The 22,398-nt window shown below is 61.8% G+C and carries 21 protein-coding genes and 1 pseudogene; 5 read left to right on the forward strand and 17 right to left on the reverse strand.

Going from position 1 to position 22,398, the window contains the following annotated elements:
• Window positions 1-52: 52 nt before the first annotated feature.
• The 12 genes and pseudogenes from odhB to sdhC all read right to left on the reverse strand — a co-directional run bounded on the left by odhB (window position 53) and on the right by sdhC (window position 13,481).
• Complete coding sequence (odhB, locus tag WGT02_RS20680) at window positions 53-1,300, reverse strand: 2-oxoglutarate dehydrogenase complex dihydrolipoyllysine-residue succinyltransferase (protein WP_208249529.1); 1,248 nt, start codon at window positions 1,298-1,300, stop codon at window positions 53-55.
• Between the two features lie 29 nt (window positions 1,301-1,329).
• Window positions 1,330-1,648, reverse strand: a pseudogene (locus WGT02_RS20685) (YciI family protein).
• Window positions 1,649-1,660: 12 nt separating this feature from the next.
• Entirely contained in the window at window positions 1,661-4,645 is a 2,985-nt protein-coding gene (locus WGT02_RS20690) for a 2-oxoglutarate dehydrogenase E1 component (RefSeq protein WP_024316822.1), read from the reverse strand.
• A gap of 161 nt (window positions 4,646-4,806) precedes the next feature.
• Window positions 4,807-5,709, reverse strand: coding sequence for a succinate--CoA ligase subunit alpha (sucD, locus tag WGT02_RS20695; protein ID WP_024316821.1), 903 nt, complete (start codon window positions 5,707-5,709; stop codon window positions 4,807-4,809).
• Between the two features lie 20 nt (window positions 5,710-5,729).
• A complete protein-coding gene (gene sucC, locus WGT02_RS20700) occupies window positions 5,730-6,923 on the reverse strand; it encodes an ADP-forming succinate--CoA ligase subunit beta (RefSeq protein ID WP_024316820.1) in 1,194 nt (397 codons plus the stop codon).
• A 40-nt stretch (window positions 6,924-6,963) separates the two neighbouring features.
• Window positions 6,964-7,926: a malate dehydrogenase gene (mdh, locus tag WGT02_RS20705; RefSeq protein ID WP_208249528.1), complete on the reverse strand. Its 963-nt coding sequence runs from the start codon at window positions 7,924-7,926 to the stop codon at window positions 6,964-6,966.
• 181 nt (window positions 7,927-8,107) lie between these two features.
• The gene (zapE, locus tag WGT02_RS20710) at window positions 8,108-9,271 is read right to left on the reverse strand and encodes a cell division protein ZapE (RefSeq protein WP_024316818.1); all 1,164 of its coding nucleotides are present in this window, start codon (window positions 9,269-9,271) and stop codon (window positions 8,108-8,110) included.
• Window positions 9,272-9,319: 48 nt separating this feature from the next.
• Window positions 9,320-9,829: a protease inhibitor Inh/omp19 family protein gene (locus tag WGT02_RS20715; RefSeq protein WP_024316817.1), complete on the reverse strand. Its 510-nt coding sequence runs from the start codon at window positions 9,827-9,829 to the stop codon at window positions 9,320-9,322.
• Window positions 9,830-10,052: 223 nt separating this feature from the next.
• Window positions 10,053-10,832 (reverse strand): succinate dehydrogenase iron-sulfur subunit, encoded by a 780-nt coding sequence (locus WGT02_RS20720; protein ID WP_024316816.1) that lies wholly within the window; start codon window positions 10,830-10,832, stop codon window positions 10,053-10,055.
• Between the two features lie 12 nt (window positions 10,833-10,844).
• On the reverse strand, window positions 10,845-12,686 hold the full coding sequence (gene sdhA / locus WGT02_RS20725; protein ID WP_024316815.1) for a succinate dehydrogenase flavoprotein subunit: 1,842 nt from the start codon (window positions 12,684-12,686) through the stop codon (window positions 10,845-10,847).
• A gap of 7 nt (window positions 12,687-12,693) precedes the next feature.
• On the reverse strand, window positions 12,694-13,074 hold the full coding sequence (gene sdhD, locus WGT02_RS20730) for a succinate dehydrogenase, hydrophobic membrane anchor protein (RefSeq protein ID WP_024316814.1): 381 nt from the start codon (window positions 13,072-13,074) through the stop codon (window positions 12,694-12,696).
• Window positions 13,075-13,085: 11 nt separating this feature from the next.
• Window positions 13,086-13,481: a succinate dehydrogenase, cytochrome b556 subunit gene (gene sdhC / locus WGT02_RS20735; protein ID WP_024316813.1), complete on the reverse strand. Its 396-nt coding sequence runs from the start codon at window positions 13,479-13,481 to the stop codon at window positions 13,086-13,088.
• 312 nt (window positions 13,482-13,793) lie between these two features.
• Between sdhC and WGT02_RS20740 the strand changes: the two genes are divergently transcribed.
• A complete protein-coding gene (locus WGT02_RS20740; protein ID WP_024316812.1) occupies window positions 13,794-14,318 on the forward strand; it encodes a hypothetical protein in 525 nt (174 codons plus the stop codon).
• Here WGT02_RS20740 and WGT02_RS20745 read toward each other — a convergent pair.
• The 5 genes from WGT02_RS20745 to tsaD are packed head-to-tail and all read right to left on the reverse strand — an operon-like array spanning window position 14,308 to window position 17,778.
• Window positions 14,308-14,955, reverse strand: coding sequence for a methyltransferase (locus WGT02_RS20745; RefSeq protein ID WP_208249527.1), 648 nt, complete (start codon window positions 14,953-14,955; stop codon window positions 14,308-14,310). The two genes, WGT02_RS20740 and WGT02_RS20745, sit on opposite strands and share 11 nt — an antisense overlap.
• Before the next feature lie 7 nt (window positions 14,956-14,962).
• Window positions 14,963-15,394, reverse strand: coding sequence for an EVE domain-containing protein (locus WGT02_RS20750; RefSeq protein ID WP_208249526.1), 432 nt, complete (start codon window positions 15,392-15,394; stop codon window positions 14,963-14,965).
• 2 nt (window positions 15,395-15,396) lie between these two features.
• Window positions 15,397-15,690 carry a YciI-like protein gene (locus WGT02_RS20755; protein ID WP_024316809.1) on the reverse strand — a complete coding sequence of 98 codons (294 nt, stop codon included), beginning with the start codon at window positions 15,688-15,690 and terminating at the stop codon, window positions 15,397-15,399.
• Between the two features lie 10 nt (window positions 15,691-15,700).
• Window positions 15,701-16,684 (reverse strand): NAD(P)H-dependent glycerol-3-phosphate dehydrogenase, encoded by a 984-nt coding sequence (locus WGT02_RS20760; RefSeq protein WP_024316808.1) that lies wholly within the window; start codon window positions 16,682-16,684, stop codon window positions 15,701-15,703.
• Window positions 16,681-17,778 carry a tRNA (adenosine(37)-N6)-threonylcarbamoyltransferase complex transferase subunit TsaD gene (tsaD, locus tag WGT02_RS20765; RefSeq protein ID WP_024316807.1) on the reverse strand — a complete coding sequence of 366 codons (1,098 nt, stop codon included), beginning with the start codon at window positions 17,776-17,778 and terminating at the stop codon, window positions 16,681-16,683. The genes WGT02_RS20760 and tsaD overlap by 4 nt, the downstream gene beginning before the upstream one ends.
• Before the next feature lie 73 nt (window positions 17,779-17,851).
• Here tsaD and hemC point away from each other — a divergent pair, with 73 nt between their 5' ends.
• From hemC to WGT02_RS20785, 4 genes are all read left to right on the forward strand, one after another.
• Window positions 17,852-18,781: a hydroxymethylbilane synthase gene (hemC, locus tag WGT02_RS20770; RefSeq protein ID WP_208249518.1), complete on the forward strand. Its 930-nt coding sequence runs from the start codon at window positions 17,852-17,854 to the stop codon at window positions 18,779-18,781.
• A gap of 7 nt (window positions 18,782-18,788) precedes the next feature.
• The gene (locus tag WGT02_RS20775; RefSeq protein ID WP_024316805.1) at window positions 18,789-19,499 is read left to right on the forward strand and encodes a uroporphyrinogen-III synthase; all 711 of its coding nucleotides are present in this window, start codon (window positions 18,789-18,791) and stop codon (window positions 19,497-19,499) included.
• An 88-nt stretch (window positions 19,500-19,587) separates the two neighbouring features.
• Window positions 19,588-20,799, forward strand: a complete 1,212-nt coding sequence (locus tag WGT02_RS20780) for a COG4223 family protein (RefSeq protein WP_024316804.1) — start codon at window positions 19,588-19,590, stop codon at window positions 20,797-20,799.
• A 3-nt stretch (window positions 20,800-20,802) separates the two neighbouring features.
• Window positions 20,803-22,395 (forward strand): heme biosynthesis protein HemY, encoded by a 1,593-nt coding sequence (locus WGT02_RS20785; protein WP_024316803.1) that lies wholly within the window; start codon window positions 20,803-20,805, stop codon window positions 22,393-22,395.
• Window positions 22,396-22,398 lie beyond the last annotated feature (3 nt).

The raw sequence follows: 22,398 nt of genomic DNA on the forward strand, positions 1-22,398 counted from the left end.
TCGCGCGCCCCGCTGAGGTGGAAAGGGCCGCTCACGCGGCCCAGTCGATTGCTTAGAGATCGAGAACCAGACGCTCCGGATCTTCCAGGCTTTCCTTGACGCGGACGAGGAAGGTCACGGCTTCCTTGCCGTCGACGATGCGGTGGTCGTAGGAGAGCGCGAGATACATCATCGGACGAATGACGATCTGGCCGCCGACGACGACGGGACGGTCCTGGATCTTGTGCATGCCGAGGATACCGGACTGCGGAGCGTTGAGGATCGGCGAGGACATCAGCGAACCGTATACACCGCCATTGGTGATGGTGAAGGTGCCGCCCTGCATATCGGCCATCGACAGCGAACCGTCGCGAGCAGCCTTTGCCAGGCGCGCCAGTTCCTTCTCGACTTCGGCGATCGACATCTGGTCGGCGTCGCGGATAACAGGGACGACGAGCCCCTTGTCCGTGCCGACGGCCATGCCGATGTGGCAGAAGTTCTTGTAGATGATGTCAGTGCCATCAATCTCGGCGTTGACAGCCGGAAGTTCCTTCAGCGCGTGGGTGATGGCCTTGGTGAAGAAGCCCATGAAGCCGAGCTTCACGCCATGCTTCTTTTCGAAGACGTCCTTGTACTTGGCGCGCAGATCCATGACCGCCTTCATGTCCACCTCGTTATAGGTGGTGAGCATGGCAGCGGTGTTCTGGGCGTCTTTCAGGCGCTTGGCGATCGTCTGGCGCAGGCGCGTCATCTTCACGCGCTCTTCGCGGGCCGCATCCTCGACCGTTGACGGGCCGCGGGCAGCAGCCGGCACGGCAGGGGCAGCAGCGGCAGCCGGGGTGGAGATGCCCTTGGCAACAGCGGCGATCACGTCACCCTTCAGCACCTGGCCGCGCTTGCCGCTGCCGTCGACCTGATCGGCCGACAGGTTGTTCTCGGCAAGCATCTTGGCGGCAGCCGGTGCCGGCGGCATGGCGGATACGGACGCAGCCGGCGCAGCGGCAGCGGGTGCCGGTGCAGCGGCTGCGAGCTCGGCAACCTTCGCGGGGGCGGCAGCAGCAGCCGGGGCAGCGGCAGCACCAGCGCCTGCGGCGATCTGGCCTAGCAACGCACCGAGACCGACGGTTTCGCCTGCCTGCGCAACGATTTCAGACAGCGTACCCGAAGCCGGCGCCGGCACTTCGATGGTCACCTTATCGGTTTCAAGCTCGAGAATCGGCTCGTCGGCCTTGATGGCGTCGCCAACCTTCTTGAACCAGGTGCCGACGGTTGCCTCGCTGACGGATTCACCGAGAGTTGGAACGCGGATTTCTGTGGCCATTGTTCAAATCCTGATTTGCTTGTGTTCGTTTATTCGTTTCCGGCTGCAGACGGCCGGAGAATGATCGAGGGCATTGGCAATATGTCAAAGCGAAAGCCGTGACCGGACTGGATGATCGGATCGGCATCGGCGAGCGCCTGCGCCGCCTGCTGATCCAGCGCCGAAACGAGTGCCATGCCCCAGGCTCCCTCGCCTTCGAAGACGGGACCGACGGCAATGGCCGATCCGTCTTCTGCGTTGCGGTGCCAATAGGCGACATGGTGCTTCATCGCGGCCATTTCCTCCCCGGTCGCGTCATGCGGAAAAGCGGGGACGAGGCGGCACAAGTCTGAAGAAGAAGTATGCCATCGCCCCGATCCCTTAGCCGCCCAGCGCGTCCTCGAGGAATGCGGCGAGCTGCGATAGATGCTTGGACATCAGACCCGTTGCCGGCGAAGCGGCAGCTGGGCGGCCGGTGTAACGGACGCGCTGGTACTTCGCATCGATATGGGCGAGAACCCACTCCAGATACGGGTCGATGAACGACCATGCGCCCATGTTCTTCGGCTCTTCCTGGCACCAGACCATCTCGGCGTTCCGGAAGCGCGAGAGCTCGTTGATGAGCGCCTTTGCCGGGAACGGATAGAGTTGTTCGACGCGCAGCAGGTAGATGTCATCGATGCCGCGCTTTTCGCGCTCTTCCAGAAGATCGTAATAGACCTTGCCGGTGCACATGACGACGCGGCGGATCTTGTTGTCCTTCTGCAGCTTGATCGGGCCGTCCTTGATGACCTCCGCATCGTCCCAGAGCAAACGATGGAAGGAGGATTCGCCGGCGAGTTCCGCAAGGCTGGAAACAGCCCGCTTGTGACGCAGCAGGGACTTCGGCGTCATCAGCACGAGCGGCTTGCGGAAGTCGCGCTTCAGCTGACGGCGCAGGATGTGGAAGTAATTCGCCGGCGTCGTGACGTTGGCGACCTGCATGTTGTCTTCAGCGCAGAGCTGCAGGAAGCGTTCGAGGCGGGCCGAGGAGTGCTCAGGCCCCTGCCCTTCGTAGCCATGCGGCAGCAGGCAGACGAGACCGGACATGCGCAGCCACTTGCGTTCTCCCGACGAGACGAACTGGTCGAAGACGACCTGCGCGCCGTTGGCGAAATCACCAAACTGGGCTTCCCAAAGGGTCAGCGCGTTCGGGCGAGCCAGCGAATAGCCGTATTCGAAGCCGAGCACTGCTTCTTCCGAGAGCATCGAGTTGATGACTTCGTAGCGGGCCTGGTTGGACGACAGGTTCGCAAGCGGGATAAAGCGCTCTTCCGTCTCCTGATCGTAGAGAACCGAATGACGTTGCGAAAACGTGCCGCGTTCGCAATCCTGACCGGAGAGACGGATCTTGTGGCCTTCGACCACCAGCGAACCGAAGGCAAGCGCTTCTGCCATCGCCCAGTCGAGGTTCTCACCCGTCTGGATCATGTTGGCGCGGTTTTCCATGAAGCGCTGTATCGTGCGATGGGCACGGAAGCCTTCCGGAATTTCCGAAAGCTTGCGGCCGATATCCTTGAGCGTCTTCATCGGTACGGCGGTCTTGCCGCGGCGCTGTTCGTCGGCGTTGTCAGCCGTGCGCAGACCCGACCACTCGCCATCCAGCCAGTCAGCCTTGTTTGGCTTGTAGCTCTGGCCGGCGTCGAATTCCTGTTCGAGATGCACGCGCCAGTCGGCCTTCATCTTCTCGACGTCGCCGTCGGTCAGCAGGCCCTCGGCAACGAGACGATCCGCATAGATCTGCAGGACGGTCTTGTGGGCGCGAATGACCTTGTACATCTTCGGCTGCGTGAAGGACGGTTCGTCGCCTTCGTTGTGGCCGTAGCGACGGTAGCAGAACATGTCGAGGACGACAGGCTTATGGAACTTCATGCGAAATTCCATTGCGATCTTGGCTGCGTAGACAACGGCTTCCGGGTCGTCACCGTTCACATGCAGGATCGGCGCTTCGATCATCTTGGCGACGTCGGACGGATAAGGCGACGAGCGTGAGAAGGCCGGATTGGTGGTGAAGCCGATCTGGTTGTTGATGATGACGTGCATCGTGCCGGCAACGCGGTGACCGCGCAGGCCCGACAGGCCGAGGATTTCGGCAATCACACCCTGGCCGGCAAACGCCGCGTCACCATGGATGAGCAGCGGCAGAACCTTCGCGCGCTCGGAGAGCGGAATGGTGTCGCCGTCCCAGACGGTGGCGCCCATGTCCTGCTTGGCACGCGCCTTGCCCATGACGACAGGGTCGACGATCTCAAGGTGCGACGGGTTGGCCGTCAGCGACACGTGGACCTTGTTGCCGTCGAACTCGCGGTCGGAAGAGGCACCGAGATGGTACTTGACGTCGCCCGAACCCTCGACCTCGTCAGGCGCGTAAGAGCCGCCCTTGAACTCGTGGAAGATCGCGCGATGCGGCTTGCCCATGACCTGGGAAAGGACGTTCAGGCGGCCGCGGTGGGCCATGCCGAACACGGCTTCGCGAAGGCCGAGATGACCGCCGCGCTTCAGGATCTGCTCCAGCGCCGGGATGAGCGATTCACCGCCATCGAGACCGAAACGCTTGGTACCCTTGAACTTCACATCTAGGAACTGCTCATAGCCTTCGGCTTCGACCAGCTTGGCGAGAATGGCCTTCTTGCCTTCCGGGGTGAAGGCAACACCCTTGTCCGGACCTTCGATGCGTTCCTGGATCCAGGCTTTTTCTTCCGGGTTGGAGATGTGCATGAATTCGACACCGAGGGTCGAGCAGTAGGTGCGCTCAAGGATCTCGATCATCTCGGGCAAGGTGGCGTATTCGAGGCCGAGAACGTTGTCGATGAAGATCCTGCGGGAATAGTCGGCCTCGGTGAAACCGTAGGCTTCGGGCGACAGTTCCTTGTAGTCGTCGACGGGTGCCGCGATACCGAGCGGGTCGAGCTTGGCGTGCAGGTGACCGCGCATGCGGTAGGCGCGGATCATCATGATGGCGCGAACGGAGTCGCGCGTCGCCTGCAGGATGTCGGCGCCATCGGTCGGCTTGCCGGCGGCTTCCGCCTTGCCCTTGACCTTGGTCTCGATGATCTTCTCAACGGTACCCCAATCGCCATCGAGCGCCGAAACGAGGTCGCTCTTGGGCTGCAGCGGCCAATCCTTCTTGCGCCAGGATGCACCCTTGGCCGCCTTCTTCACATCTTCCGGATTGTCTTCCAGCGCCTTGAAGAAAGACCGCCATTCCTCGCCGACCGAGTTCGGGTCTTCCTCATAGCGCGCATAGAGCTGCTCGATATACGCAGCATTGGCGCCATCCAGAAACGAGGTAATCTGAAACTGCTCGTTGGCTTCTTGCCGTGCCATGGTTTTACGCGGACGCTTTCGTCCGCCTCCTGACTTGTGATTCCGCCGGATACTCGACCGGCTTGCCGCATCTGTCGTTAGCCGCCTGTCCGCGGCTCATTCCATTTCGAAGTCGAGACCCGGGCAGACGGTGAGAACCGGTGCCCGGGGTATAGATTGGATCAGCCCTTGAGGACTTCAACCAGCGTCTTGCCAAGGCGGGCCGGCGACGGCGAGACGCGGATGCCAGCCGATTCCATCGCCGCGATCTTCGATTCTGCGTCACCCTTGCCACCGGAAACGACGGCACCGGCATGACCCATCGTGCGGCCCTTCGGGGCCGTACGACCAGCGATGAAGCCGGCCATCGGTTTCTTGCGGCCCTTCTTGGCTTCATCCTTGAGGAACTGTGCTGCGTCTTCTTCTGCCGAGCCGCCGATTTCGCCGATCATGATGATCGACTGGGTGGCTTCGTCAGCGAGGAACATTTCCAAGACGTCGATGAACTCGGTGCCCTTGACCGGATCGCCGCCGATGCCGACAGCCGTCGTCTGGCCGAGGCCTTCGTTCGAGGTCTGGAACACGGCTTCGTAGGTGAGCGTGCCCGAGCGGGAAACGATACCGACTGAACCCTTGCGGAAGATCGAGCCCGGCATGATGCCGATCTTGCACTCTTCCGGCGTCAGGATGCCCGGGCAGTTCGGTCCGAGCAGGCGTGACTTGGAGCGGTCGAGGCGAGCCTTGACGCGCACCATGTCCAAAACAGGGATGCCTTCGGTGATGCAGGTGATGAACGGGATCTCGGCGTCGATCGCTTCGATGATCGCGTCGGCTGCGCCTGCCGGGGGAACGTAGATCACGGTCGCGTCGGCGCCGGTCTTTTCCTTGCCTTCGGCAACGGTTGCGAAGATCGGCAGGCTTTCGCCCTTCGAGCCCGTCCAGGTTTCGCCACCCTTCTTCGGGTGGATACCGCCGACCATCTGCGTGCCGTAGTAGGCAAGCGCCTGTTCGGTATGGAAGGTGCCGGTCTTACCGGTCAGGCCCTGAACGAGGACCTTTGTGTCTTTATTGACGAGAATGGACATTTATTTCCGGTCCTTCAAAATTAGGCGTTGATCGCCGCGACGATCTTCTTGGCCGCATCGTCCAAGTCGTCAGCTGCCGTGATCGCGAGACCCGACTCGTTCAGGATCTTCTTGCCAAGCTCGACATTGGTGCCTTCGAGACGCACGACGAGCGGAACCTTCAGGCCGACTTCCTGCACAGCCGCGACAACGCCTTCAGCGATGACATCGCACTTCATGATGCCGCCGAAGATGTTGACGAGGATGCCTTCGACCTTTGGGTCCGCCGTGATGATCTTGAAGGCCGCAGCGACCTTGTCCTTGCCGGCGCCGCCGCCGACGTCACAGAAGTTCGCCGGCTCCTTGCCGTAGAGCTTGATGATGTCCATCGTCGCCATGGCGAGGCCGGCACCATTGACCATGCAGCCGATGTTGCCGTCGAGCGCCACATAGGCGAGGTCCCACTTCGAGGCCTCAATTTCCTTGGCGTCTTCTTCCGTCTCGTCGCGCAGCGACTTGACGTCGTCGTGACGGAAAATCGCGTTGCCGTCGAACGACATCTTGGCGTCGAGGACGCGCAGGTGGCCGTCCTTCATCACGATCAGTGGATTGACCTCGAGGAGAGCCATATCCTTTTCGCCGAAGGCCTTGTAGAGCGCCGGGAACAGCGACTTGGCGTCTTCTGCGGCAGCGCCATCGAGCTGCAGCGCCTTGGAGATCGCGGCAACATCGGCGGCCGTGACACCGGCCTCAGGATCGATCGCAATCGTGTGGATCTTTTCGGGCGTGTCGTGCGCGACGGCCTCGATGTCCATACCGCCTTCCGTCGAGACGACGAAGGCAACGCGGCCGACGGAGCGATCGACCAGCAGCGAGCAATAGAGCTCGCGAGCGATGTCTGCGCCGTCTTCGATGTAGAGGCGGTTGACCTGCTTGCCGGCTTCACCCGTCTGCGCCGTTACCAGCGTGTTACCGAGCATTTCCTTGGCGTGGGAAACGACTTCCTCGATCGACTTGGCGAGGCGAACGCCACCCTTGGCGTCAGGGCCGAGTTCCTTGAACTTGCCCTTGCCGCGCCCGCCGGCGTGGATCTGGCTCTTGACCACGTAGAGCGGGCCGGGGAGCGACTTGGCGGCAGCTTCGGCCTCCTCGACCTTGAGGATCGCCACGCCTTGCGCGACCGGCGCGCCATAGCCCTTCAGCAGAGCCTTGGCCTGATATTCATGAATATTCATGGGTCTATTCCTGTTTGGATGACGTCAGCGCGCGGTCCGATTACTTGAGCGCAGGCGCAATGTTGATGCAGGCTTCGCATAGGCCGGCGACAGCGCCGACAGACTTGTCGAAAGCTTCCTTCTCGGCCTTGTTGAGGTCGATCTCGATGATGCGCTCGACGCCGCCAGCACCAATGACCGTGGGAACGCCGACATACATGTTTTTGACGCCGTACTGGCCGGTCAGCTGTGCTGCGCAGGGCAGAACGCGCTTCTTGTCCTTGAGGTAGGATTCAGCCATTTCGATCGCCGAGGCAGCGGGTGCGTAGTAGGCTGAGCCGGTCTTCAGCAGGCCGACGATTTCGGCGCCGCCGTCACGGGTGCGCTGGATGATTTCTTCGAGGCGCTCCTTGGTGACCCAGCCCATGGTCACAAGGTCAGTAAGCGGGATGCCCGCTACCGTAGAGTAGCGAGCCAGCGGCACCATCGTGTCGCCATGGCCGCCGAGCACGAAGGCGGTGACGTCCTGTACGGAAACGTTGAATTCCTTGGAAAGGAACAGACGGAACCGCGAGCTGTCAAGCACGCCGGCCATGCCGACGACCTTATTGGCCGGGAGGCCGGAGAACTTCTGCAGCGCCCAGACCATCGCGTCGAGCGGATTGGTGATGCATATGACGAAAGCGTTCGGGGCGTACTTCTTGATGCCGGCGCCGACCTGTTCCATGACCTTGAGGTTGATGCCGAGAAGATCGTCGCGGCTCATGCCCGGCTTGCGGGCGACGCCTGCGGTGACGATGCAGACGTCCGCGCCTTCGATCGCAGAATAGTCGCTGGCGCCTGTCAGGTTGGCGTCAAAGCCCTCGACCGGAGAGGACTGAGCAATGTCGAGGCCCTTACCCTGAGGAATACCGTCGGCGATATCGAAGAGAACGATGTCACCCAGTTCCTTCAGGCCGGCGAGATGCGCCAGCGTGCCACCAATCATGCCAGAACCAATGAGTGCGATCTTGTTACGCGCCATTTCGCTGTTTCCTTTGCGATCAAAATTCGTCAGGCGACGCGCGGAGGGGGGCATCGCCCAATGCCGCCATCGCATAGCCCCAAAGCCAAAAAATGGCAAACGATTATTTTTGAGCGAGGAATTTCAATCGTTTAGATCATTAAATTCTTACGTAAACGTAAGATAATTCGCCACCAAATCGTTACTCTGCAGCCCGTCGCTCGTGGTGCAATGCGAGATACTCGGCACTGCGCATTTCGAAAAGGCGCGAGACAGTGCGGTCGAATTCGAAGCCTTCGATACCACGCGCTTGTGTCAACAAATTTTCAGGCATCGCTGCAGCGGACACATAGAGCCGCACCGCGTGATCGTAAAGCGTATCAATCAGAATGATGAAGCGCTTGATCTGGTTTCGCTTATCAGGCCCCAGCAATGGTACACGGTCGACGAAGATGGCGTCAAAGCGCTCGGCAACGGCGAGAAAGTCGGCCGCGCCCAATGGCCTTTCGCAGAGATCGGCAAATGAGAAGCGCGCCAGGCGATCGACTGCCAGCGGCACATGGATCGACCGCCCCCTCATCGGAATTTCCAGCGGCTGTGCCCTGCGGCCATGCAGTGCCTGCATCCAGGATGCATCCATGGCCATGTCGGTCCGGTCATCGAGCGGCGTCAGATAGACCGGCTGGCTGTCGAGCTTCTCCATCCGGTAGTCGGTCGGCGAGTCCAGGGTCACGATCTCGACGTGTTGCTTCAGAAGATCGACAAACGGCAGGAACAGGCTTCGATTGAGGCCGTCCTTGTAGAGATTGCCCGGCTCGACATTCGATGTCGCGACCAGCAGGCATCCGCGCCGGAAAAGTTCGGAGAAAAGCCGCGACAGGATCATCGCGTCGGCGATGTCAGTCACGGTGAACTCATCGAAGCAAAGCAGTTCGGCCTCGTCATAGAGCGCAGCAGCGACGACCGGAATAGGATCGGCCTGCTTGGTCTCGCCCTGCTTGAGCTTCAGTCGGTGCGCCGCGATGCGGTTGTGCACGTCGGTCATGAATTCATGAAAATGCGCGCGCCGCTTCTTCGCGCAGGGTGCCATTGCGAAGAACATGTCCATCAGCATCGTCTTGCCGCGGCCGACGCTGCCGTGAATGTAGAGCCCCTTGACCGATTCCGACGGCTTCTTCTTGTTGGCGAACAGCCAGCCGAGGGCGCTCGCCTTTGCCGCCGGCCGCCGCTGCTTCAACCCCGACAGTACCCGATCCAGGCATTTGGCAACATGCATCTGGGCTGAATCGATTTGAAGCGCGCCCGAAGCCGTCAGCGACTTCAACTGCTCGCTGACGCTAAGCGTGTAGTCTGGCATGGGTTGCATAAAGGAGGTCCGCCTATGCAGGATCGGCGGCCTTCGCCGCCCAATCTTTTAACGGCTGAGGCTGATCGCCTGCCCGGTATTGGTCTGGCCGCTAAAGGCGTTGTCGGCAGTCTTGTAGACGCTGCCGATCTGGTTGCCGCTGCGGTCTTTCAGGATGACCTGCTTGCCCGTGACTTCCCAGGAGCCCATCGCCGTCAGTTCGCCGACGCAGCCGCGCGTACCGCCGCGCGAGCCGCTGCCGAGATTGGTAAGCGTCAGGAACATGTCGCAGGACCCGTTGACGCGCCAGCTGCCGACCATCGATTCCTTGGTGACATCCATCGCATTCGCAGCCATCGCGCCGGGCTGGCCACCGGCGACGGGCGCCGCAGTCGTCGGGGCAGCGGGGAACTGCGAAGAGCCGGAAGGCGGCGGAAGCTGCCCGCCCTGAACCGAGGGAACCGGCTGCGCTGTCAGCGGCGACGGGGCAGAATAGCTTGCATCATTATATGCGGTGCGCTGGCAGCCAGCTAACGACAGAATAACCACGAGACCTGTCGCCATATGTCTGAACTGCATCATGATACTCCTGATTTTTCCAGTATTGTCCTGAAGCTGCCGCTCAATCACGGCGGAATTATCTTGAAAGGCTGTATTGAATCAAGCCAGCGCGAGGAGAAATTGTGTCGATGTGGGAGCAACGCCGTAAAACCGAGACAAATTTGGCGCAATCCCGGGCAAATCAAGGTTTCGTGATCGGATAAAGAAAAGGGCCGCATCTGCGGCCCCCTTGCTGGATCGATCAGACGCGACGCTCGACCATCATCTTTTTGATTTCGGCGATTGCCTTGGCCGGGTTCAGACCCTTCGGGCAGGTCTGCGCGCAGTTCATGATCGTGTGGCAACGATAAAGGCGGAACGGATCCTCGAGATTGTCGAGGCGCTCGCCGGTCGCTTCGTCTCGGGAGTCGATCAGCCAGCGGTAAGCCTGCAAGAGAACGGCTGGGCCGAGGTAACGGTCACCGTTCCACCAGTAGCTCGGACAGGAGGTCGAGCAGCAGGCGCAGAGAATGCACTCGTAGAGGCCGTCGAGCTTCTGGCGATCCTCGTGGCTCTGCTTCCACTCCTTGGCCGGTGTCGGCGAGACTGTCTTCAGCCACGGCTCGATCGAGCGGTGCTGGGCGTAGAAGTTGGTCAGGTCGGGAACCAGGTCCTTGACGACAGGCAGATGCGGCAGCGGATAGATCTTTACCGCGCCCTGGATGTCGTCGAGGCCCTTGGTGCAGGCCAGCGTATTGGTGCCGTCGATGTTCATCGCGCAGGAACCGCAGATGCCCTCGCGACAGGAACGGCGTAGCGTCAGCGTCGGATCGATCTTGTTCTTGATGTATAGCAGGCCGTCGAGCACCATCGGGCCGCAATCGTCGACATCGATGTAGAAGGTGTCGATCGACGGGTTCTGGCCGTCATCCGGGCTCCAGCGGTAGACGCGGAATTCGCGGGTGTTCTTCGCACCTGCCGGCTTCGGCCACACCTTGCCTTCGCGCATCTGGGAATTCTTGGGAAGAGCGAGTTCAACCATGTCCAGTTCCTCTTAGTACACGCGAGCCTTGGGCGCGATCTTCTTGGGATCGATGCCCTCTGCGATGAGCTCGGTGTGAACCGGGCGGTAGTCGAGCTTGACGTCGCCGGCGTCGTTGACCCAGGCGAGCGTGTGCTTGCGCCAGTTGACGTCGTCGCGCCCGGCGAATGCGCCTTCCGTGTAGTCTTCGCGTGCGTGGGAGCCGCGGCTTTCCTTGCGGGCCTCGGCGCCATAGATCGTGGTGATGGCGTTGGCCATCAGGTTCTGTAGCTCGAGCGTTTCCACGAGGTCGGAGTTCCAGATCATCGAGCGGTCGGTGACCTTGATATCACGCATTTCCTGCCAGATGGCCGAGATGCGTTTGCAGCCCGATTCCAGCGATTCCTGCGTGCGGAACACGGCAGCGTCTTCCTGCATGGCGCGTTGCATCTTCTCGCGCAGCACGGCCGTCGGCGTGCCGCCGCTGGCATGGCGAAGATCGTCAAAGCGATCCATGATCTTGTCGCAAGCGGCGACATTCAGATGCGGCACCGGTGCGGCACGGTCTATCACCTCGCCGGCGCGGATTGCCGCGGCGCGGCCGAAGACCACGAGGTCGATCAGCGAATTCGAACCGAGACGGTTGGCGCCATGCACCGAGGCGCAGCCGGCTTCGCCGACAGCCATCAGGCCGGGGATGATGCGTTCCGGATTGGCGCTGTCGGCGTTCAGCACTTCGCCCCAGTAGTTGGTCGGAATACCGCCCATGTTGTAATGGACCGTCGGCAGGACCGGGATCGGCTCGCGGGTGACGTCGACACCGGCGAAGATCTTGGCGCTCTCGGAAATCCCCGGCAGGCGCTCGTGCAGAACGGCCGGATCGAGATGGTCGAGATGCAGGAAGATATGGTCCTTGGCCTTGCCGACACCGCGGCCTTCACGAATCTCCAAGGTCATGCAGCGCGAGACGACGTCGCGCGAGGCAAGGTCCTTGGCCGAAGGCGCATAGCGTTCCATGAAGCGTTCACCTTCGGAATTCACGAGGTAGCCGCCTTCGCCGCGCGCGCCTTCGGTGATGAGACAGCCCGAACCGTAGATGCCGGTCGGGTGGAACTGCACGAACTCCATGTCCTGCAGGGGCAAGCCGGCGCGGGCCACCATGCCGCCGCCGTCGCCGGTGCAGGTATGGGCAGACGTTGCCGAGAAATAGGCGCGGCCGTAACCGCCGGTCGCCAGCACCACCATCTTGGCGGCGAAGCGATGGATCGTGCCGTCATCGAGGCACCAGGCGACGACGCCGGTGCAGCGGCTGCCGTCTTCCGACATGATCAGGTCGAGCGCGAAATACTCGATGAAGAATTCCGCGTTGTTGCGCAGCGACTGGCCGTAGAGCGTGTGCAGGATGGCGTGGCCGGTACGGTCGGCAACGGCACAGGTGCGCTGTACCGGCGGGCCTTCGCCGAAGTTCTGCATGTGGCCGCCGAACGGCCGCTGATAGATCTTGCCTTCCTCATTGCGCGAGAAGGGAACGCCGTAGTGCTCCAGCTCATAGACCGCCTTCGGCGCTTCCATGGTGAGATACTGCATGGCGTCGACGTCGCCGAGCCAGTCGGAGCCCTTGACGGTGTCGTAGAGATGCCACTGCCAGCTGTCGGGCGTCATGTTCTGCAGCGAGGCGGCGATCCCGCCCTGGGCTGCGACCGTGTGCGAGCGGGTCGGGAACACCTTGGTGATACAGGCCGTGCGGAAACCCTGTTCGGCCATGCCGAGCGTGGCGCGAAGGCCGGCGCCACCGGCGCCGACGACGATCACATCGTATGAGTGATCGACATACTTGTAGGCCTTCCCATTCTGAGCGGGTGAAGTCGGTGCCATGATACGGTTATCCTACGAATGCAATTTTCAGAATGGCGAAGAGACAGAACCCCGCCATCAGGATCGAAAAGAAGGTGTTCAGCATCAGCAGGGCGAGCTTGGCGAATTCGCCATGCACGTAGTCCTCGATGATCACCTGCATGCCGAGACGCATATGAATGGTGCCGGAAATGACCATCAGGCCCATGACGACCGCAACAAACGGGCTCGACAGCGCGTGAACCACGTCCGCGTAAGGCTCGCCAGCGTGAACGATCATGAAAATGATAAAGAAGAGAAAGAGCGGCACATTGGCAACCGCAGTGACGCGCTGACGCCAGAAATGATCGGTGCCTTCCTTGGCCGAGCCAAGGCCGCGAACCTTACCCAGAGGGGTGCGCATATCCATGAGAACAACCTTCAGAAGCGAATGAGGAAGCCGATCACCCAGACCAGCACGGTCAGACAGAGCGATATGACGATCGAAGCCTGGGCCATCTTGGTCGAGACGTCCTTATCGAGGCCGTAGCCGAGATCCCAGACGAAGTGACGGAAGCCGCCGACCATGTGGTGCAGCAGTGCCCAAGTATAGCCGAGCAACACGAGCTTGCCGATGATGCTGCCGAGTATCCAGTTGACCCAATCATAATAGGCCTGGCCGGTTGCAGCTCCGATCAGCCACCAGGCGACCAGCAGCGTGCCGACATAAAGTGCGCCACCAGTAATGCGGTGGACGATCGACATGACCATCGTGGGGATAGGCTTGTAAATTTGCAAATGCGGCGACAGGGGCCGTTTATTTGTGACATTCGCCATCAGAACCTCGCGGCGTCTTCTCTGCGCTCCCGGATTTCGGAGCATTCAAGGCAACCACACGAATGACAAATTTGTTTGTGTGCGTCGCATCAATGGCGACGTTTAATCACGGAAGCCCCTAACGACAAGTATAATTGCACCCCCAATTTAATTTAATCGATTTGCGTCTCTGGGTGGCGTGAACTGCGCTTGACGGCGCGGCGGCCCCGCTGCGCAAGCGGCATGGCCAGACGTCTTCTGGACAAGCGGCGGCTTTTGGCGCATTTTGCGGTTAACGCTTTGTTAACCATCTCGTTTCCGGAGATCCGCACGATGCTGAAGACCCTATCCATGCTCGTTTCTCTCGCGGCAGCGGCTCTGATCGCGCTGCCGACCTCAGCAGGCGATTTCGGCCAGAATTCGTTCTCTCGCCACGGTGGCAAGCAATTCATGAGGCATCACGCGCCGACGATCGTCGGCCGACCCTTTCGTGGATGGAACGATGGACGCGTCCGCTTCTCAGATGGATACGGCCGGTTCGGCCATCGTCCCGGTCGCGCGGCTCTGATCAAGCGCGCCTCATGGCCGTATCGCGGCTACAATGGTTATAGCGGCTATGGCGGACGCAACGTCATCATCTTGGTTCAGCCGCAGCCAGGTGGAGGGGTCAGCGGCACCTATTCGGGATCGTCATACGTCTATGATGCCGACGGTGGGACCTATGTCGCCAGCAGCGGCTATGGCTTCCCTGCCCCGCAGCGAACCACCAACCTCGCGCCAATGGCCAAGGTGATCAACGTCACCGCCAAGAGCAGCAGCTGTTCATACGAGGCTGGCGTCTGCGTTATCAGGCCATGAGGCGCCAAACGGTCGTTTTCTTCACCTCGCTGTCTTCCAACGCCCGGGTAACGGGAACCTGATAGATTGCGCAGAATTCCAAGCGCTTCTTGGGAAGATAGGCGCGTCCCGGATCCCCAACGAGGACTGCGATACCCTGACGGCTGAGCGTCTCGAACCATGGAACGATCGCTGCCGCAAAGTCGCTGTCGTAGAAGACGTCGCCCGCGACCAACATATCCGCCTCGACCTTGTCGCCGATCAGATTAGCACCGGTAAAATCGACCTCGACCTGGTTCAGGCCGGCATTCAGTCGTACCGCGGTTTCGGCCCACGGGTCGATGTCGGCGGCAACGACCTTGGCCGCTCCCGCCATCTTTGCCGCAATCGCCACCAAGCCAGAACCTGTGGCGAAGTCGAGAACGCGCTTGCCGGCAACGATATGCGGATGATCAAGTATGTAGCGCGCCAGCCCCTGACCACCCGCCCAGGCGAAGGCCCAGAAGGGTGGCGGCAGACCGATCTCGGCAAGCTCCTCTTCCGTCTTCAGCCACAACCCATGCGCTTCGTCCGCTAGATGCAATCGAATTTCCGGCACATGCGGCGGCGCCATCGGGCTGGTGTTGGCGCGGATGAAGATCTCGGGATCGGTTTTCAACGGCGTCTCAACGCGGCGGATTATCGAGGCCACCTAGCCGGCAAATCTCCAGATACTCATCGTCAGTCACCGGCTGGACCGAAAGCCGCATGGAGGTGACGAGCGACATCTTGGCAAACCTCTCGTTGGCCTTGATGTCCTTCAGCGAAACCGGTTTGGGAATGTCGCAGACGGCGCGAATGTCAACGCAATCCCAGCGGTCGTCGCCTTTGGCTGTCGAGTCCGGATGCGACAAGACACACACCTCGACGATGCCCACGATCTCGAGACCTTCGTTGGAGTGATAGAAGAAGCCCTTGTCGCCAAGCTGCATCGCCCGCATGTTGTTGCGGGCGAGATAGTTGCGGACACCCGTCCACTCGATGCCCTTCTCGCCGGCCACCTTTTGCTGCTCCCAGGACCAGGAAGCCGGTTCTGATTTGTAAAGCCAATGCGCCACGCTCATGCCTCCGGATTGTTGAAGACCCAATTGAAGGGCTTGATCTCGACGCTCTCAAAAAGCCCGGCCCTCGTGTAGGGGTCGCTGTCCGCCAGCGCCTTGGCCGCTTCGATCGTATCGGCATGAATGATGACGAGGCTGCCGCATGGCTTGCCCTCACCGTCGAGAAACGGGCCGGCCATCTTCAACACGCCCTCAGCATTGAGCTTGTTGAGATGTTCCACGTGAGCGGGCCGGGCCTCCATGCGGACGCTGAGATGATCGGGCTTGTCCTTGCAGAGAAGAGCAAAGAGCATATCGAAACTCCTATTCTGTGGTAATCGGGCGCGTCATGAGCTGATCGATCGCCTCGGCAATGCCGAGCTTACCGTCGATGATAGCGGAAACGGCATCGGTGATCGGCATGCTAACAGCGAGCGACTGCGCCAGGCGCGATGCAACAGCGGCCGCAAAGGCGCCTTCGACGAGCTCGCCGTGGGCAGGATCGACTGTCTCGCCGCGGCCGAGTGCAATCCCGAAGCGCAGGTTGCGCGATTGGTGGCTGGTAGCGGTCAGCACCAGGTCGCCGAGGCCGGACAGCCCGCGCACGGTATCCGCCTGTCCACCTTTGGCGACGACGAAACGCGACATCTCGGCAAGCCCGCGTGCAATCAGCGCCGCACGCGCGGAGTCTCCAATGCCGGCCCCCTCGACAATGCCGCATGCAATCGCCAGAACATTCTTCAGTGCGCCGCCGAGCTGCACGCCGACCCGGTCGGACGAGGCATAGAGCCGGAAAGTTCGACCGGAGATTGCATGTGCCAGCCTTTCGGCAACATCCATATCAGCCGCAGCAATCGCCATCGCCGTCGGCAATCCCTTGGCGATATCGGCGGCAAAGCCGGGTCCCGACAGGGCAGCAACCGCATGACCGGGTATTTCGCGCTCCAGCATGTCGGTCAGCAGATTGCCCGTCGCCCTCTCGATGCCCTTGGCGCAGGTCACGACGATGGCACTGCTCCCCAAATAGGGTCGGTACTGTCTTGCGGCATCCGCCTGCGCCTGCGAGGGCATCGCGAAGAGCACGATATCGGCATCGCCGATCGCATCGGGTTCGGCGGAAAAGGCGAGAGACTCCGGCAACGCGATGCCCGGCAAGACCGCATCGTGCAAACGCTCAGCTTTCAGGTCCGCGATCAGTTCAGGATCCCGACCGACCAGCGTCACCGCGTTGCGCTCCGTCAGGGCGATCACCGCGGCAAGCGCGGTTCCAAAAGCACCAGCTCCGACGACGGCAATCTTTTCGCTCATGCTTTCGCTCCCCGTTTGCCGAAGCCAAGCAAGGTTTCGGCGTTGGAATCCAGCGGCCAGCGCGAGCGCGGCTGCACATCGAGGTCATCAGGCGCCACGCCTGTCGCCATCCGCTCCAGACCAGCCCAGGCAATCATCACGGCGTTGTCGGTGCACAGCCGCAGCGGCGGCGCGACGAAACGAAAGCCGTGCTTGCCGCAAAGCGACTGCAGCGTGCTGCGAACCTCCAGGTTGGCAGCCACACCGCCGGCCACCACGAGGGCCGGTCTGCCGTCGACATGAAGGGACTCGGACTTGAAACGCTCCAGCCCGCGGCCGATGCGATCCTTCAGCGTCCGTGAGATCGCCTTCTGGAATGAGGCGCAGATGTCCGCCACATCCTGCTCCGTCAACGGCGCGATTTCGGTCGCGGCCTGGCGCACGGCCGTCTTCAGGCCGGAAAACGAGAAGTTGAGCTTGGCCTCTCCCACCAGTGGCCGCGGAAAATTGAAGCGATCCGGGTTACCACTCTTGGCCGCGCGCTCGACCGCCGGCCCGCCGGGATAAGGCAGACTCAGCAGTTTCGCCGTCTTGTCGAAGGCTTCGCCGAGCGCGTCATCAATGGTCGTGCCCCAGCGCTCGTATTGCCCGACACCACGGACAAGAATAAGCTGCGTATGGCCGCCAGAAACGAGCAGCATCAAGTATGGAAATGCGAGCCCATCCGTCAGCCGCGCTGTCAATGCATGCCCTTCAAGGTGATTGACGGCGTAGAGCGGCTTTCCGGAGGCCTTGGCAATCGCCTTTCCGGTCATGAGGCCGACGAGCAGACCGCCGATAAGGCCAGGCCCGGACGTTGCCGCGATGGCATCGATATCCGAGAGCGACACATTGGCACGTTTCAAGGCTTCGTCGATCAGCGTATCGAGTGCCTCGACATGGGCGCGAGCGGCGATCTCAGGCACAACGCCGCCATAGGCGCTGTGTTCCTCGAGTTGGCTCAGGACGACGTCGGAACGCACCGTCGGCCGCCCGTCGACGGCTCGCTCGACCACTGCCGCCGCAGTTTCGTCGCAGCTTGTTTCGATGCCGAGGATGCGTAGAAAGGGCGCCATGAAACCTGATCGTTGATTGCGATGGGTCTTAAACCTGTTTACGAGGAACTCCGGTAACAACGGATCAATGCGGATGCAAACAAAACCTTTCCGGATCGGCACCCGAGGCAGCCCGCTGGCACTCGCCCAGGCTCACGAAGCCCGCGACAGGCTGATGGCGGCGCACGGACTGCCGGAAGAGATGTTCGAAATCGTCGTGCTGAGCACCAAGGGCGATCGCATCACCGATCGCTCGCTGGCCGAGATCGGCGGCAAGGGCCTGTTCACCGAAGAACTGGAGCAGCAGCTTGCGAGCGGCGACCTCGACATCGCGGTGCATTCGGCCAAGGACATGCCGACACGGCTTCCGGAAGGGCTCTGTCTTTCTGCCTACCTGCCGCGCGAGGATGTCCGGGACGCGGTGATCGGACGCACCGCGCCAAAGCTGATCGACCTGCCCCACGGCGCGACCGTCGGCTCCTCGTCGCTTCGCCGCCAGGCGCTGATCCGCCGCATGCGTCCCGATATCAAGGTCATCACCTTCCGTGGCCTCGTCGATACACGGCTGAGAAAGCTGCAAGAAGGCCAGGTCGATGCCACTCTGCTTGCGATCGCCGGATTGAAGCGGCTCGGCAAGGTCGACGTGATAACCGATATCCTCGCCGCGGAAACCTTTCCGCCCGCACCGGCCCAGGGTGCGATCTGCATCGAAAGCCGCATTGGTGACGCACGCATCGATGCACTCCTTGCCCCCATCAACGATACGGCGACCTTCGACACGGTCTCCTGTGAGCGCGCCTTTCTCGCAGCCCTGGACGGCTCCTGCCGCACACCGATCGGCGGCTATGCCATCTGTGAAGGCGACCAGGTACGCTTCTCCGGCTTGATCATCACGCCGGATGGCCGCAACCAGCACGCCGTCAGCGTTGACGGTCACAGGCGCGATGCGGCTGCGTTGGGCACGCGTGCCGGGCAGGAGATTCGGGCGCGCGCCGGCAGCAGCTTCTTCGACGACTGGAGCTGATGTCCTGATGCGTGTCCTCGTGACCCGTCCTCAGCATTCGGGCGAGCGCACCGCCGAGCGTCTTCGCGAATTGGGGCACGAACCGATATTGCTGCCGCTGTCGCAGCCGGTTCACGATGGCGATGCGGCGGTGCGCGGCCTCGAGACGACCGAAGGCGGTATTGTGATCACCAGTGCTGAAACGATCAGGGCGCTTGCAACGCATAGCGCCGAGCTCGCGGTGCATCTCACGCGGCCTGTTTTTGCAGTCGGGGATGCGACGGCCGAGGAGGCGCGGACGATCGGTTTCACCGCAGTCACGGCGTCCGGCGGCAGCGGCACCGAGCTCGCCGAGACAATCGCGGAAAGGGCAGGCGGCGGCTTTGTTCTCTACCTTGCCGGCCGACCAAGGGCCGAGACCTTCGAGAAGCGCGCGCGCGAAATCGGCCTAAGGATCACCGTCGTGGAATGCTACCGGATGGAACCGACATGGATTGCGCCGCAAACACTGCAAACGATCGTCGCGCATCAGCGGCCGGACGCGATCCTCTTTTTCTCGCGCCAGACAGCGGAAAACTTCTTTCGCGTGATCGAGGCGCACATGAGTCCCGACGGGCTAGCTGGAATGCGCTTTCTCTGCCTTAGCAAATCCGTTGCAGAAGCAGTCCCCATACCGCTGCAGGGCGCAGTAAGCATCGCCAGCGTGCCGGAGGAGCGCAGCCTTTTGTCGCTCCTTTGAACGCTTGCCCGCCCAAATTTGATCTAACCTCTTTCCTTGACTGGCATCACTGACTACTTTCGTTGCATTGCATAAATATGAGGATCTCATGGCACCAGGAAATCCGCCTCGCCACTCGAAGAGCACCGAAGAGCCGGTCACTGTCGATCTGGACGCGCAGGAATTTGCTTCTGCCAGGGACGCCGAAACGAAAGCCGATGAACCGGACGCGAGCCCCTCGGATGAGGCCCGAGCGCAGTCCGAATCGCCCAACGGACCGCCGCCTCACGAAGCGCCGACAGCTGCTGCCGACCCCGCGGCCGATGAGCCGGTTCCACCGGCGCCGCCTGCCCCGCAGCGCGGCAGCACGTCGGCTCTGGTCGCCGCCGGTATCGTTGGTGGCCTGATAGCACTTCTCGGCGCCGGGGCCATTCAATATGCAGGCTACCTGCCCGGCTCATCCGCTCCTGTTACAGCATCTGCCGATGTCACCAATCTCTCCGCCGAAATTGACGGGCTGAAGCAATCGCTCGCCAATCTCGCCGCTGCCCCCTCCACGTCCGATAACAATGCGCTAGAGCAGCGTATCGCTGCGTTGGAAACGACGGCCAAAGCACCGCCGCCTGCTGCCACCGACACGACTGCGGTCGATGCCCTCAATCAGAAGATCGCCGACCTGAACGGCCAGATCGATCAGCTGCGTGGCGCCATCTCTCAAGCCGCGGATCAGAAAACCTCCGACGGCGCCGATATCGAGCAACGTCTGACTGAGGCGGAGAAGAAGCTGAACGAACCGCGGCAGGACGTTGCTGTTGCCAAGGCGATCGCCGCCGCCGCGCTGAAAGCAGCAATCGATCGCGGCGGGCCGTTCGTTGCCGAGCTTGACACTTTTGCCAGCGTCTCCCCTGATGACCAGGCTGCCGCGGATCTGCGCAATTTCGCCGAGACCGGCGTTCCCTCACGCGCCGAGCTGATCCGCCAGCTACCGGATGTCGCAACGGCGATCGTCGATTCCGTCAATCAGGCCGACCCCAACCAGAGCTGGTCCGACCGATTGATGGCAAGCGCCAAATCGTTGGTTAAAGTTCGCCCCGTCGGCAATATCGAAGGCGAGAGCGTTGAGGCGATCGCCGCCCGTATAGAAGACAAGGTGAAGAACGGCGACCTACAGGGGGCCGCAACCGAATGGATCGATCTGCCGGCTCAGGCCAAACAGGCATCGGCCGCCTTCAAACAATCGCTGGAAGCCCGCATCCGCGTCGAGGATCTCGTGGGCAGCGCCTTGTCCAAGGCCGTTTCCAACGCCGGCAAGGAGGGCTGAGGCATGGTCAGGCTCGTCATATTTGCCTTCCTGGTGCTGGCTCTTGGCTACGGATTTTCCTGGCTAGCCGATCGCCCCGGCGATCTTTCGCTGATCTGGGAAGGGCAGCTCTACCAGACCCGGCTCATCGTTGCGGCGAGCGCCCTGATTGCACTCATTGCAGTCGTGATGATCCTGTGGCGGCTGCTGCGGATGATCTGGATGTCGCCCTATTCCATCACCCGCTATTTTCGTGCCCGCAAGCGCGATCGCGGCTATCAGGCACTATCAACAGGCCTGATCGCAGCGGGCGCCGGCAATGCGCTGATGGCGCGCAAGATGGCCGCCCGCTCCCGCGGTCTGATCCGCGCCGATCAGGAGCCGCTGATTGCCCTGCTGGAGGCGCAGGCTGCTTTGATCGAGGGTCGCCACGACGAAGCCCGCGCCAAGTTCGAGGCGATGACCAACGATCCAGAGACCCGCGAACTCGGGTTACGCGGACTGTATCTCGAAGCCAAGCGGCTCGGCGCCAATGAGGCCGCGCGTCAATATGCGGAAAAGGCTGCCGACAACGCGCCCTATCTTCCGTGGGCTGCCCAGGCGACGCTCGAATATCGGAGCCAGGCAGGTCGCTGGGACGACGCCCTACGGCTGCTGGAACAGCAAAAGGCCGGCCGCGTCGTCGAAAAGGCACAGGCCGAGCGGCTTCGCGCCGTACTGCTGACCGCTCGCGCAACCGAGAAGCTAGAGAACGATCCAGCGGGAGCGCGCGACGACGCCACACATGCGCTCAAGCTCGCCGCCGACTTCGAGCCTGCCGCCATCATCGCGGCGAAGGCGCTGTTCCGCGAAGACAAGCTGAGGAAGGCGGCGTCGATCCTCGAGCAGGCGTGGAAGTCGGCCCCGCACCCGGATATCGGCCGGACCTATGTGCGAGCCCGCAGCGGCGACTCTGCTGCTGACCGCCTGAAGCGTGCCGAGCGCCTGGAGGGGATGCGGCCAAACAACGTCGAATCCCTGCTTCTCGTGGCGCAGGCCGCTCTCGACACGCAGGATTTCGCGAAGGCCCGCGCCAAGGCGGAGGCTGCTGCCCGTGTCGAGCCACGCGAATCCGCCTTTCTGCTGCTCGCCGACATCGAGGAGGCCGAAACCGGTGATCAGGGTCGCATTCGCCATTGGCTTGCCCAGGCCCTCAAGGCGCCGCGCGATCCGGCATGGGTGGCAGATGGCTTCGTTTCCGACAAATGGCTGCCGCTCTCGCCCGTCACCGGCCGACTGGATGCTTTTGTCTGGAAGGCTCCGTTCGACCATGTGGAGAAGGCGGCCGATGAAAGCACGACGATCTCGATCGACAGCGCGCTGAGAACGCTGCCGCCGGTGCGCGAAGCCCGTTCAGAAAGCCCGGCCAACGACCACCGCATCATCGAACTCGAGCGGGCCGCCACGATCGCTGAGGCGGCGCGTCCATCTCCAAAACCGCCTGCACCAACCAAGCGGGCGGCAGAAGCTGCAATTTCACCCGAACCGCGCCCCTTCTTTGGCGGCCTGCCGGACGATCCCGGCGTTCGCAATCCAGCGGCAGAGCCAGAACCCAAGACACGGCTTCGCCTTTTCTAGACA

Origin of the sequence: Rhizobium sp. T1470 (assembly GCF_042140505.1) — a bacterium.
Classification (GTDB): domain Bacteria; phylum Pseudomonadota; class Alphaproteobacteria; order Rhizobiales; family Rhizobiaceae; genus Rhizobium; species Rhizobium favelukesii.